Here is a 12,621-nt window from a genome sequence, read left to right as displayed (position 1 = left end):
CCGCCCATGCCGCTCAACCAAACGCTCTCGGTGCTTGAACAGCACGACGAGTTCATCGACCGTCACATCGGCCCCTGCGCCGCCGAGACGACCGAAATGCTGGCCGCCATCGGCGCCGCCAGCCTCGATCAGCTGATCGACCAGACCGTGCCGGCGGCGATCCGCCTGCCGGCCGATCTGCCCTTGCCGGCGCCGCGCCGCGAACACGAGGCGCTCGCCGACCTGAAGGCGATCGCCGGCAAGAACACCATCGCCAAGTCCTGCCTCGGCATGGGTTACTACGACACGCTGACGCCCAAGGTGATCCTGCGCAACGTCATGGAAAACCCTGGCTGGTACACCGCCTACACGCCCTACCAGGCGGAAATCGCCCAGGGCCGCCTGGAAGCGCTGATGAACTTCCAGCAGATGGTGATCGACCTCACCGGGCTGGAGATCGCCAACGCCTCGCTGCTCGACGAAGCGACCGCCGCCGCCGAAGCGATGACGATGGCGCGGCGCGTTTCCAAATCGAAGTCCAACCGCTTTCTGGTCGACGCCGCCTGCTTCCCGCAGACCATCGACGTCGTCCGCACACGGGCCGGCTATTTCGGTTTCGAGGTCGTCGTCGCTGCCGCCGATGCGGCGGACGGTGAATTCTTCGGCGCCCTGCTCCAGTATCCGGGCGACAACGGCGAAGTACGCGACCGCAGCGACCTGATCGCCAGCCTCAAGGGCCGCGGCGCCACCGTCGCCGTCGCCTGCGACCTGATGGCGCTGGTGCTGCTCAAGTCACCGGGCGCCATGGGCGCCGACATCGCGCTCGGTTCGAGCCAGCGCTTCGGCATCCCGATGGGCTTCGGCGGCCCGCACGCCGCCTTCTTCGCCACCCGCGAAGCCTTCGTCCGCTCGATGCCGGGCCGCATCATCGGCGTCTCCAAAGACGCCCGCGGCAACACCGCCTACCGCATGACCTTGCAGACGCGCGAACAGCACATCCGCCGCGAAAAGGCCAATTCCAACATCTGCACCTCGCAGGTGCTGCTCGCCAACATGGCCGGCATGTACGCCGTCTATCACGGCCCTCAGGGTCTGAAGACGATCGCTGCGCGCATCCACCGCCTGACCGCCATCTTCGCCGAGGGCCTGAAGCGGGCCGGCGTCAAGCTGCTCACCGGACAGTTCTTCGATACCGTCCACATCGATCTCGGCGCCCGCGCCGAAAGCATCTACCACGCAGCCCTCAGCGCCGGCTACAACCTGCGCCGCGTCGCGGTCGGCGTCCTCGGCCTCTCCTTCGACGAAACGACGACGCGCGGCGATGTCGCCGAACTGTTCAAGCTGATCACCCAGGTCACGCTCGACATGGCCAGCCTCGACGCCCAGCTCGCCGCCGCCACGCCCGCCCTGCCGGCGGCGCTGCTGCGCAGCGACGCGATCCTGTCGCACCCGGTATTCAACACACACCACACCGAACACGAGATGCTGCGCTACCTGAAGTCGCTGCAGAACAAGGATCTGGCGCTCGACCACTCGATGATCTCGCTCGGCTCCTGCACCATGAAGCTGAACGCGACCAGCGAGATGATCCCGGTCACCTGGCCGGAATTCGGCGGCATCCACCCGTTTGCACCGCGCGACCAGGTGCCGGGTTACCTGGAAATGATCGATAGCCTGACCGACTGGCTGAAGACCGTCACCGGCTTCGACGCCATCTGCATGCAGCCGAACTCCGGCGCCCAGGGTGAATACGCCGGCCTGGTGGCGATTGCCCGCTACCACGCCAGCCGTGGCGACAGCCACCGCAAGATCTGCCTGATCCCCAAGTCGGCGCACGGCACCAACCCGGCCACCGCGCAGATGGCCGGCATGCAGGTCGTCGTCGTCGATTGCGACGACAACGGCAACGTGGACGTCAGCGACCTGCAGGCCAAGGCCGAGCAACACAAGGACGACCTCGCCTGCCTGATGATCACCTACCCGTCGACGCACGGCGTCTTCGAGGAAGCGATCAAGGACATCTGCGCCATCGTCCACGCCAAAGGCGGCCAGGTTTACATGGACGGCGCCAACCTCAACGCCCAGGTCGGCCTGACCTCGCCCGGCCACATCGGCGCCGACGTCAGCCACATGAACCTGCACAAGACCTTCGCCATCCCGCACGGCGGCGGCGGACCGGGCATGGGCCCGATCGGCCTCAAGGCGCATCTGGCACCGTTCATGGCCAACCACGTGGTGGCCCCGATCGACGGCCCGCATGGCGGCCAGGGCGCGGTTGCCGCAGCGCCCTTCGGCTCCGCCTCGATCCTGCCGATTTCCTGGATGTACCTGGCGATGCTCGGCGGCGAAGGCGTCAAGAAGGCGACCCAGTTCGCCATCCTCAACGCCAACTATGTCGCCAGCCAGCTCAAGGACCACTACCCGGTGCTCTACGTCGGCAAGAACGGCCGCGTGGCGCACGAGTGCATCCTCGACATCCGCCCGCTCAAGGCCGCAACAGGAGGAAATGCGGGCATCGCCGAAATCGACATCGCCAAGCGCCTGATGGACTACGGCTTCCACGCCCCGACGGTATCCTTCCCGGTGGCCGGCACGATCATGGTCGAACCGACCGAATCGGAATCGAAGGCCGAGCTGGACCGTTTCATCGAAGCCATGGTGGCGATCCGCGCGGAAATCCGCGAGATCGAGAATGGCACCTGGAGCGCCGCCGACAACCCGCTGAAGAACGCGCCACACACCCAGGCCGACCTCGTCGACGCCGAGTGGCGCCATCCCTACAGCCGGCAACAGGCGGTCTTCCCGCTACCCTGGGTGGCCGCCAACAAGTTCTGGCCGAGCGTCAACCGCATCGACGATGTGTACGGCGACCGCAACCTGAACTGTGCCTGCCCGCCGCTGTCGGCTTACCAGGACTGAAAACGCTCCCGGTGAACATACAAACGGCCTCGCAAGAGGCCGTTTTCAATTGCGGTGATTTCGCTTCAGCGCAAGGCCTGCCCGTCCTTCTGGTACTGCGGCGAACGCGGGCCGAAAAGAATGCCGTTGGGCATGCCGGCGCTCAGCAGGCGCGAACTCGTCTGGCCGGCGATCGCGTGCCCTTGCTCGCTGACCGTTTCGATGATCTGCCGAACGACCGCCTTGATCAGCATGCCGACGAGACCGCCGCTGTTGCTGTCACCCTCGGCGCTCGATGCCGTCGCCGAGCCTTGCCACAACAAAGTCCCCGTGCGCAGATCGAGCAGCCTGGCCTCCGCCGTGACCCGCGTTTCGCTGGCAATCACCTTGTAGGACGTGCCGTAATCCTTGACATTGATGTAAAGCGCAGCGTCGGCACCGAAAATTTCCCGCAGCTTCGCCGGTGCGACGTCATGGATGTCGTTCGGTATCGTCAGCCCATTTTGCTTGAAGGTCTCATCGACCAGGGTGACCGGAAAGACGTAATAGCCGGATTCGGCCAGCGGCACCGTGGCATGGGAAAGCATGCTGTAGCTTGCCTTGATGTCCGGCGACTGGTTGATCGGCGGCAATACCAGGATCGACGCCGGGCGCGCCGCCCGAAATGCGGTGTAATCGTACGCCTGCTGCGTCGCACAGCCACCGAGCATGGCCAGGGCAAGCGCCAGGAAGGGCAGGCGCCTGATAATAAACGACCGCTTTTTCATCGCGCACCTTCCGTTTTCTGGTTCTTCTTGAGCAGGAAATCGAGATAGACCGAGCTTTCCGGAAAGCTCTGCTTTTCGGCCAGAAGATTCTGCTCGAACAGATCGGTGCGCCCGGTCAGACCGTAGAGCATGCCGAGATGCGCCTGCAAACCCGGCGGGACATTGCGACCGCTCGCTTTTGCCTCCTCGCGCACCTTCTCGAGCGCAACAATGCCTTCCTCCGGCCCCTTGTCACCCTTGAAATAACCGTACTGGACGGTCTGGAAATCTCCCCAGTGGTATAGCGGCTGGCGCTGCTGGGCACAGCCCGTGAACAGTAGCGCACAGGCGCATGCCGACAGCAGCCATCTCTGGCTGGTCATTACTTCCGTCATAAACCCCCCTGCTGCAATCAGTGTGCCGGACGCCAGGCGCCGCTTTCCACGCCCTTGACCAGAGCATCGACCGCTTCCCGGATGGCCAGATCGAGAACCTTGCCGTTCAGCGTCGAGTCATAGCTGGCGGTACCGCCAAAGCCGATCACTTCGCGATTCGACAGGGCATATTCGCCGGCACCGAAGGTCGAATAAATGACTTCCGATGTCTCGACATCGACCACGTTCAGCGCCACCTTGGCGTAGGCCACCTGCTGCTTGCCGCGACCGAGCAAACCGAAAAGCTGATGGTCGCCAACTTCCTTCCGGCCAAACTCGGTGACATCGCCGGTGATGACATAACGCGCCCCCTTCAGGACTTGCTGCTTGCGGGCGATCTCCGCTTCCTGCTTGGTCTCGCTCAGGTTCTGGCGATCGAGGACGGAAAAACGGTTGCTCTGTTGCAGGTGGGCAACCAGGATCGTCTTCGCCTGACTGCCGAGGCGATCGACGCCATCGGAGAACACCCCGCGCAAGAAACTGGAACGATTGTCGAACTTGCCTACCGAGACCGGCTGCCGTTCGCCGGCGTATGGCCGGGCAGCAGCGGCAGTTTGCTGGGCTTCGATCGGACGAGAGGTTTCGGTGGCGCACCCCGAGAGCATGAGAGCCAGACCCACTGCGGAAATCACCACGGCGTTTTTCTTGAATTTCACCGCAAGCTCCTGAAAATTTAAAATAATTACTGGTAAAAGCAGACAAATTGCCAAACGAAATCCGCTGTAATCCTTGAATTGTCCGCCAGCTCGGGCTATCCCGGCAACAGGGAGTTCCGCTGGCAAAGCGAAATCCAGCCTTGGAGACCCGGTTTCAGCAACAGAAAAGATCGACTGCGCGCCCAAAGACACATAACATCGGTCGCATTCGACATCGGGAAATCCAATGACTTCAGCCGCCGCCCAGCTTTCCGCTCATGCCAGATGGCCGAACGTCCCCGACTGTTACGAGTGGCTCTCGCTCGACCGGCGCGGTGACTGGCGATTGCAGGGAGAGCGGGTGACGCACCGCGGCCTGATCGACTTCATGAACCGGCAATACGCCAGCGACGAAGCGGGCCGCTGGTTCGTCCAGAACGGTCCGCAACGGGTCTATGTCGATCTCGCCGCAACGCCATGGATCTTCCACCGCGACGGCGCGGCCTTCATCGCCCATACCGGCGCCCCGGCCGGTGCGATCAAGAGCGTGTTGATCGACGGCGACGGCAGCCTCTACCTTGACGCGGCGCTCGGCATCGGTTTGCTCGACGACCGGGACCTGGCCGCCTTTTTCGAGGAATGCCTGCCCCATGACGAGGCCAGCCTGCTGCGCCTGATGGCGGGCAACGGCGGAGAAATCCGCTGGCAAGACCTGCCGCTGCAATACATCGCGGCCGACCAACTGGCCCAGCGCTACGCTTATCTCAAACAACCGCGCCCGTAAGCGCGCTCAGGGTTCGCCCGGGTCGTCGTCGCTTGCCTGCAGCCACCACAACAGATCCTCGCCCTGCAATGGCGCCGGAATCATCTGGTTGCGCTTCCAGCGATAGACCGGCCCGAACGGCAGGTAACGCGCCATCACCTGGCCCTGCCGGGTGACGCCGAAAAAAGGCAGGCCGGAACGGATCGCGGCGCGGATGTCGTCGTGTGTCATGCGTCTGTCACCTTTTTTACAAACGCCCCGAGTATCCCGCTCCTGCCGCTGCCGGACAAGCCCCGAACGGCACGGGCGCCCGGGCGACTGGCCTTGTTCTTGCTGCACCTCTGGCGCCAATCACCATCACACACCGCCATGACTCCTCCTGAAATCGCCATCTGGGCAAGCAACAATATCGTCGAAGCGCTCGACATCGACTGCGTCATCACCCTGATGCTCAAGATACTCGACGGCAAATGCAAAATGAGCGACGCCGACCAGCAGGTCGCCTGCCAGCTCTACGACGCCGTCGGCCAGCGACCGCTGTGCCGCCTCGATGCCGCCGGCTGTCACAGGCTGATCGCCGAGGCGCGTCGGCATTGCGACGACGACCTGAAAATGCGCATCTACGAACAGCGTCTGCTGGCGGAAACCATGCTCTCGCGCCCGGTGATGAAGGCTTTCAAGGCCCGCCTGCGCGAGGCTGGCATCTTGTACCGCGACAGCGCCGAGCGCCCCACAGCAGCCTAGAAGTTTGTCTTTGTCATGCCTGAGCGGCGGACGCGGTATATGATGCGGACAAGTCCATCGTCGATCACCGCCAGCCGGGAGTCTGCATGCCGAAGCGACCGCATCTCACCGCCATTGCCCGCTCATTTTCGGCCGCCGTCGTGCTACTGGCGCTGACCGCCTGTACGCCGCGCCTGCTCGCCCCTTACGATGAAGTGACCGACCGCAGCGTCAGCGCCCTGCAGCGGCAGACCGAAGCCCACCTGATCGCGCTCGAGGCGGCCGCCGGCACGCCCAGTTGCGCCTTCGCGCACCACCAGCGCTTCTATACCGACGCCCGCATCGACATCAGCGCCCTCGCCGTGCGCACCGCCGCCATTCCCGGCAACGAGCGCACCGCCGAACAGACGACACTGCTCCTCGCCAGCCTTGAAAGCCTGCGCCAGTTGCACCGCCTGGACTGCCTGTCAACGGAACAGATCGCCATCCTGCGCAGCCAGTTCAACAGCAGCTTCACCGCCATCCTCAGGCTGGAACTGGCGAAACGGCGCAATCCCTGAGCCAGGAGGCAAGGATGACTCTCGACACCGAACAACTGAGCCAGGCCATCCTGAGCGCATTCCAGGGCAGCCTGCGCGAGCAATGGCCGGAAATCCGCGCCTACGGCGAGTCCGAGGCAAGGAAGCTGGCGCAAACGCTGGTCATGATCGAAACCCTGCAGGCGTCGGGCAAGATCACGCCGGCACAGGCCGCCCTGCATCTGGAAATCCAGAAGAACGCCTGCCGCAGCGTGTTGCTGACGCTCGAAGGACTCGGCCTGCTCGCCGTTGAAGCCGCGCTCGACGCAGCGTTGGACGTGATCCGCGAAACGGTCAACGGCGCGCTCGGCTTCACCCTGCTGTAAGTCCATACCCCCGAGGAGACGATCATGGCAAAGACGATGGCACCGTACTACCCGATCATTTACGTCCGCGGTTACGCGATGACGCCCGGCGAGATCGCCGACGCCGCATCGATGCCCTACATGGGCTTCAACCAGGGGGCGACCAAGTTGCGTCAGGCCTGGGACGGGCGCGTCACCAAGCACATCTTCGAGTCGCCGCTGATCCGCCTGATGAAGGAATACGACTACCGCGACTGTTTCGCCGACGGCGCCGAGATCAGCGGCAGCCTGCCGGCGCGCAGCATCGTCATCTATCGCTATTACGAGACGGCGGACAGCGACCTCGGCGACGGCAAGACGCTGTCGATTCCCGAAGCGGCGCGCGGCCTGCAGGCATTGATCCAGCGCGTGCGTCGCCAGGTCTGCGGCGACGACAGCCAACTGCTCGCCGAATTCAAGGTCCATCTGGTCGCCCATTCGATGGGCGGACTGGTGATCCGCGCCTTCCTGCAGAACGATGCGATCAGCACCCCGGCCGACCGCGCCCTGGTCGCCAAGGTGTTCACCTACGGCACGCCGCACAACGGAATCGAGATGGCAGGCATCAACGTGCCGGCGGTTCTCGGCCTGTGGGACATCAACAACTTCAACCGCCAGCAGATGGCCAAATACCTTGGCCTGCCCGGAAAGCCGGAGCGGGTCGACTCGCTGGACGGCAAATTCGACCCGCAACGCTTCTTCTGCTTCGTTGGCACCAATCACCGCGACTACGCCGCCGCGCTCGGCGTTTCCCGCCTGCTGGCGGGTGAGATGAGCGACGGACTGGTGAAGATCGAGAACGCCACCGTCAGCGGCGCCCCGCGCGCCTTCGCCTACCGCAGCCACAGCGGCCCGTTCGGCGTCGTCAATTCGGAAGAGGGTTACCAGAACCTGGTCCGCTTCCTGTTCGGCGACCTGCGCGTCGATGGCAGTCTCGATGTCGATGCCCTGCCCCTGCCGCCCTCGGTGCAGAAGGCCAAGGACGCCGGCAAGCAGATCCGTGGCTCCTACTATTTCGAGGCGACGGTCGCGCCACGCGGCAGTTTCAGCGCCAAACTGACCGAGCGCCGCCGCGACACCTACAGCGCCGTCCTGCGCCGCTACGACGAACTGCTGCGCGTCGACCGCGCCGGCCGCGATGCACCGCGCTCGCCCGCCCTGTTTTCGACCTTCCTCGACAGCAAGCGCATCACCGTCGGCAAGACCCTGGTCTTCTCGGTCGAACTGGCGGTCTCCAGCACCGGCTACACCATCGACGACAGCTTCTGGCTCGACCAGCACATCGAAGGCGAATACCTGTTCCGCGACACCCTGACGCTGAAGCTGACGCTGGGACAGGACGGCTTCCGGCTGCGCTACCTGAGTTCGGACGAGAACTGGAGCGAAGGCCAGGGACGGCTGGTCGACCCCACGGGCGACCAGTACCTGATCCCGCTCACCTCAAGCAAGGGATTCCGCGGCCAGCTCCGGCTGAGCGTCAGCCGTTCCGGCTGAACCCTCAGCCCGCCACCGTCTCGCCGATCAGGTCGGCGATCAGTTGCGCGGTCATGCCGTGGCGGTCGCGATCCGGGTTGTACTCGACGATCTCCAGGGCGCGCAGGCCAGGCAAGCCGGCCAGCCAGCGCCAGGCCGTGCGCACGTCGGCCGCCGGTAGACCATCCGGTTCCGGGCTACCAACGCCGGGCGCGAAGCGCGGATCGATGGCGTCGAGGTCGAGGCTGACACCGAAGCCGGCCGGCGCGCTGGCGACGATGCCGGCCGCCTCGTCGAGACAGGCGGCGAAGCCGCGGCGGGCAATTTCCTCACCGTCGAAGATGCGCACGCCCTGGCGGCTCAGAAAATCGATTTCCTCCGGCTCGTAGCTGCGTGCGCCAAGCACGACGCAATGCCGGGGACTGAGTTGTCCCCCGGGCAGGCCGATACTCACCAGACGGCGGTCGCCCTGGCCGAGCAGGCAGGCCAGCGGCATGCCATGGACGGCGCCGGAATAGCTGCTCTCCGGCGTATGGCTGTCGAGGTGGGCGTCGATCCACAACAAACCCAGCGGCTGCCCGAGGCCGCGGGCGACACCGCTCCAGGTACCGACCGCCACCGAATGGTCGCCGCCGATGACCAGCGGAAACAGTCCCTGGCTCAGGGTGGTTTCGACCTCGTCGGCGAGCGCCCGGCAGAGGGCGGCGATCCGCGCCGTGCGCGACAGCCGCTCGCTGTCCGGCGCAAACAGGGTGCGTCCCCAATCGAGCGCCGGGTGGCGGGCGAGCGCCTGCCAGGCCTGCGAATGATGGAAGGCGACCGGCCCGTCGGCACAGGCCACGTCCTGGGCGCCGATGCCGCTGGCGGCACCGGTCACGCGTACCCGACGGCCCTCGCCCATCGGCCTACCAGAGCTTTTCCAGCGCCATCAGCGCATCGCGCCGGCACAACTGACCAACCAGCCGTCCGCCGTCGAGTATCGGATAGCAGCGATAGTGATGCGCCACGAACAATTCGATGGCATCGGCCATCGACGACGATGCCGTCAGGGTCAGCACCTCGCGGGTCATGTACTGGCCGACCGGGCCGCCCGGCTGTTCGTAGTAGGAGGCGTTGAGTGCCACCTTGAGGCCGTCCTTCTCGGAAAAGAAACCGAGCAGGCGGCCATCGCCATCAACCACCGGCGCACCGCTGAGGCGGTGTTCGAGCAGCAGGTGCACCGCCTTCAGTACTTCCATCTCCGGGCTGAAAGCCAGGGGATCGGCGGTCATGTAATCCTTTACGAGCAACGATCTGAGCATGACGCTTCCTCCGCTTGCTCTTCAGTCCCGGCCTGCATCCGGGCCAGGCGTTTTTCACAGGGTTCCTTGCAACCGGCTGCGCAATCCAGGTTGAGCGCCTTGTAGCCGCCGCAACTGCCGGCGATCGGCTTGCGACCGAACATGACGCCGATCGCCATGATCAGGACCAGGAAGGCGATGATTCCGAAAGTCACCAGAAATGTCTGCATGGCATCCTCCTTTCCCGCTCAGCCACCGAAGTCGTCGAGCATGATGTTCTCGCGCTCGACGCCGAGATCGAGCAGCATCTTGATCACCGCGGCATTCATCATCGGTGGCCCGCACATGTAGAACTCGCAGTCCTCGGGTGCCGGATGGTCCTTGAGGTAGTGCTCATGGAGCACGTTGTGGATGAAGCCGGTGTAACCGGTCCAGTTGTCTTCCGGCAAGGGATCGGACAGCGCCAGATGCCACCTGAAGTTCGGGTTCTCCTCGGCCAGCTTGTCGAACTCCTCGACATAGAAGGCTTCGCGCATCGAGCGCGCACCGTACCAGAAGCTGATCTTGCGCGTGGACTTGAGGCGCTTCATCTGGTCGAAGATGTGCGAGCGCATCGGCGCCATGCCGGCACCGCCGCCGATGAAGACCATCTCGTTCTCCGTATCGCGCGCGAAAAATTCACCGAATGGCCCATAGACCGTGATCCTGTCACCCGGTTTCAGGTTGAAGACGAAGGAAGACATCTTGCCTGGCGGGATGTCGTCGCGGTTGGGCGGTGGCGAGGCGACGCGGATGTTGAACTTGACGACGCCCTTCTCCTCCGGATAGTTGGCCATCGAGTAGGCGCGGATCACCGGCTCATCGACCTTCGACACGAAGCGCCACATGTTGAACTTGTCCCAGTCGCCGCGATACTCGGGCTGGATGTCGAAGTCCTTGTAATGCACGGTATGGGGCGGGCATTCGAGCTGGACGTAGCCGCCGGCCCGGAAGTCGACGTTCTCGCCCGCCGGCAGGCGCAGCGTCAGTTCCTTGATGAAGGTGGCGACGTTCGGATTGGATTCGACCGTGCATTCCCACTTCTTGACGCCGAAGACCTCTTCCGGGACTTCGATCTTCATGTTCTGCTTGACCGGCGTCTGGCACGAGAGGCGCCAGCCTTCCCTGGCCTGGCGCTTGCTGAAGTGCGACTCCTCGGTCGGCAGCATGTCGCCACCACCTTCGTGAACCTGGCACTTGCACTGGGCGCAGGTGCCGCCGCCACCGCAGGCCGAGGACAGGAAGATGTTGTTGGCGGCCAGCGTCTGCAACAGCTTGCCGCCGGCCGGCACGGTGATGGTGCGCTCGCCGTTGATCTCGATGTCGACGTCGCCGGACGACACCAGCCGGGCCCGGGCGGCGATGATGAAGACCGCCAGCGCCAGCACGATGCCGGTGAACATGCCGATGGCGAGCAGGATTTCCTGAATGTTCATCCTCGCTCCCTTACAGTTGTATGCCCGAGAAGGACATGAAGCCCAGCGACATCAGGCCGATGGTGATGAAGGTGATGCCCAGGCCCTGCAGGCCGGCGGGCACGTCGCTGTACTTCAGCTTCTCGCGGATGCCGGCGAGCAGCGCGATGGCCAGCGCCCAGGAAGCACCGGAACCGAAGCCGTAAACCACGCTTTCCGAGAAGTTGTAGTCGCGTTCGACCATGAACAGCGAACCGGCCATGATCACGCAGTTGACGGTGATCAGCGGCAGGAAGATGCCGAGCGCGTTGTACAGGCTGGGCACGTACTTGTCGAGCAGCATTTCGAGGATCTGGACGATCGCCGCGATGACACCGATGTAGGTGAGCAGGCCGAGGTAGGACAGGTCGACATCGGGCATGCCGGCCCAGGCCAGCGCACCGTCGCGCAGCAGGTAGGTATAGGCCAGGTTGTTGGCCGGCACCGTGATCACCTGGACGACGACGACCGCAATACCGAGGCCGATGGCAGTTTCGACCTTCTTCGAAATGGCGATGAACGAACACATGCCGAGGAAGAAGGAGAGCGCCATGTTCTCGATGAACACGGTGCGGACAAAGAGACTCAACAGATGTTCCATTTCAGTACCCCTCCCGGTCGCTGACCTGCGGAGCCATGCGGAAAGCCGGTGCTTCGACCTGGTTCTTCTTCCAGCTACGCAGCGCCCAGATGAACAGGCCGATCAGGAAGAAGGCCGACGGCGGCAGCAGCAGCAGACCGTTGGGCAGATACCAGCCGCCGTCCTTGATCAGCGGCAGGATCTCGATGCCGAGCAGTTTGCCGGCGCCGAACAGTTCGCGGATGACGCCGAGCGCGACGAGCATCGTGCTGTAACCGAGACCGTTGCCGATCCCGTCCCAGAACGACAGCAGCGGCGGGTTCTGCATGGCGAAGGCTTCGGCCCGGCCCATGACGATGCAGTTGGTGATGATCAGGCCGACGAACACCGATAGCTGCTTGGCCAGGCTGAAGGCGTAGGCGCGCAGCACCTGATCGACGACGATGACCAGCGAGGCGATGATCACCATCTGCACGATCATCCGGATCGACCCCGGGATCTGCGCCCGGATCAGCGAGATGAACAGGTTGGAGAAAGCCGTCACCAGCGTCAGCGCGATGGCCATGACCAGCGCCGTCTTGAGGTTGGAGGTAACGGCCAGCGCCGAGCAGATGCCGAGGATCTGCAAGGCGATCGGATTGTTGTTGAAGACCGGATTGAACAGGACTTCCTTGACGGTAGCTGGTTGTGCCATG

General features: G+C 64.1%; 16 protein-coding genes. 6 read left to right on the top strand and 10 right to left on the bottom strand.

Annotated elements, in window-relative coordinates; all coding sequences use genetic code 11:
- Positions 1-6 precede the first annotated feature (6 nt).
- Positions 7-2,898: an aminomethyl-transferring glycine dehydrogenase gene (gene gcvP, locus ACE3OV_RS07485; protein ID WP_374326362.1), complete on the top strand. Its 2,892-nt coding sequence runs from the start codon at positions 7-9 to the stop codon at positions 2,896-2,898.
- A 65-nt stretch (positions 2,899-2,963) separates the two neighbouring features.
- On the opposite strand, the gene ACE3OV_RS07480 is transcribed toward gcvP, so the two are convergent.
- The 3 genes from ACE3OV_RS07480 to ACE3OV_RS07470 are packed head-to-tail and all read right to left on the bottom strand — an operon-like array spanning position 2,964 to position 4,713.
- Positions 2,964-3,644, bottom strand: a complete 681-nt coding sequence (locus ACE3OV_RS07480) for a DUF799 domain-containing protein (RefSeq protein WP_374326361.1) — start codon at positions 3,642-3,644, stop codon at positions 2,964-2,966.
- Positions 3,641-4,006 (bottom strand): DUF4810 domain-containing protein, encoded by a 366-nt coding sequence (locus ACE3OV_RS07475; protein ID WP_374326360.1) that lies wholly within the window; start codon positions 4,004-4,006, stop codon positions 3,641-3,643. The genes ACE3OV_RS07480 and ACE3OV_RS07475 overlap by 4 nt, the downstream gene beginning before the upstream one ends.
- A gap of 29 nt (positions 4,007-4,035) precedes the next feature.
- Positions 4,036-4,713, bottom strand: coding sequence for a CsgG/HfaB family protein (locus ACE3OV_RS07470; RefSeq protein ID WP_374326359.1), 678 nt, complete (start codon positions 4,711-4,713; stop codon positions 4,036-4,038).
- A gap of 226 nt (positions 4,714-4,939) precedes the next feature.
- Here ACE3OV_RS07470 and ACE3OV_RS07465 point away from each other — a divergent pair, with 226 nt between their 5' ends.
- A complete protein-coding gene (locus ACE3OV_RS07465) occupies positions 4,940-5,476 on the top strand; it encodes a DUF2946 family protein (RefSeq protein ID WP_374326358.1) in 537 nt (178 codons plus the stop codon).
- Positions 5,477-5,482: 6 nt separating this feature from the next.
- On the opposite strand, the gene ACE3OV_RS07460 is transcribed toward ACE3OV_RS07465, so the two are convergent.
- Entirely contained in the window at positions 5,483-5,686 is a 204-nt protein-coding gene (locus tag ACE3OV_RS07460; protein WP_374326357.1) for a hypothetical protein, read from the bottom strand.
- Between the two features lie 138 nt (positions 5,687-5,824).
- Between ACE3OV_RS07460 and ACE3OV_RS07455 the strand changes: the two genes are divergently transcribed.
- From ACE3OV_RS07455 to ACE3OV_RS07440, 4 genes are all read left to right on the top strand, one after another.
- Positions 5,825-6,199, top strand: coding sequence for a hypothetical protein (locus ACE3OV_RS07455; RefSeq protein ID WP_374326356.1), 375 nt, complete (start codon positions 5,825-5,827; stop codon positions 6,197-6,199).
- A gap of 86 nt (positions 6,200-6,285) precedes the next feature.
- A complete protein-coding gene (locus ACE3OV_RS07450; RefSeq protein WP_374326355.1) occupies positions 6,286-6,738 on the top strand; it encodes a hypothetical protein in 453 nt (150 codons plus the stop codon).
- 14 nt (positions 6,739-6,752) lie between these two features.
- Positions 6,753-7,082, top strand: a complete 330-nt coding sequence (locus ACE3OV_RS07445; RefSeq protein WP_374326354.1) for a hypothetical protein — start codon at positions 6,753-6,755, stop codon at positions 7,080-7,082.
- Positions 7,083-7,106: 24 nt separating this feature from the next.
- Positions 7,107-8,594: an esterase/lipase family protein gene (locus tag ACE3OV_RS07440; protein WP_374326353.1), complete on the top strand. Its 1,488-nt coding sequence runs from the start codon at positions 7,107-7,109 to the stop codon at positions 8,592-8,594.
- Between the two features lie 4 nt (positions 8,595-8,598).
- On the opposite strand, the gene ACE3OV_RS07435 is transcribed toward ACE3OV_RS07440, so the two are convergent.
- From ACE3OV_RS07435 to ACE3OV_RS07410, 6 genes are read right to left on the bottom strand one after another with little or no spacing between them, the layout of a single operon-like run.
- On the bottom strand, positions 8,599-9,474 hold the full coding sequence (locus ACE3OV_RS07435; RefSeq protein ID WP_374326352.1) for an arginase: 876 nt from the start codon (positions 9,472-9,474) through the stop codon (positions 8,599-8,601).
- 4 nt (positions 9,475-9,478) lie between these two features.
- Positions 9,479-9,844 (bottom strand): CBS domain-containing protein, encoded by a 366-nt coding sequence (locus ACE3OV_RS07430; RefSeq protein ID WP_374326351.1) that lies wholly within the window; start codon positions 9,842-9,844, stop codon positions 9,479-9,481.
- 8 nt (positions 9,845-9,852) lie between these two features.
- Entirely contained in the window at positions 9,853-10,083 is a 231-nt protein-coding gene (gene nqrM, locus ACE3OV_RS07425; protein ID WP_374326350.1) for a (Na+)-NQR maturation NqrM, read from the bottom strand.
- Positions 10,084-10,101: 18 nt separating this feature from the next.
- Positions 10,102-11,328, bottom strand: a complete 1,227-nt coding sequence (gene nqrF / locus ACE3OV_RS07420) for an NADH:ubiquinone reductase (Na(+)-transporting) subunit F (protein ID WP_374326349.1) — start codon at positions 11,326-11,328, stop codon at positions 10,102-10,104.
- Between the two features lie 10 nt (positions 11,329-11,338).
- On the bottom strand, positions 11,339-11,947 hold the full coding sequence (gene nqrE, locus ACE3OV_RS07415; protein ID WP_374326348.1) for an NADH:ubiquinone reductase (Na(+)-transporting) subunit E: 609 nt from the start codon (positions 11,945-11,947) through the stop codon (positions 11,339-11,341).
- Position 11,948: 1 nt separating this feature from the next.
- Positions 11,949-12,620, bottom strand: coding sequence for an NADH:ubiquinone reductase (Na(+)-transporting) subunit D (locus tag ACE3OV_RS07410; RefSeq protein ID WP_374326347.1), 672 nt, complete (start codon positions 12,618-12,620; stop codon positions 11,949-11,951).
- Position 12,621 lies beyond the last annotated feature (1 nt).

The organism is Azonexus sp. (assembly GCF_041909095.1).
Classification (GTDB): Bacteria; Pseudomonadota; Gammaproteobacteria; order Burkholderiales; family Rhodocyclaceae; genus Azonexus.
The sequence above is the reverse complement of the archived record's forward strand: the minus strand, read 5'-3'. Positions and strand labels throughout refer to the sequence as shown.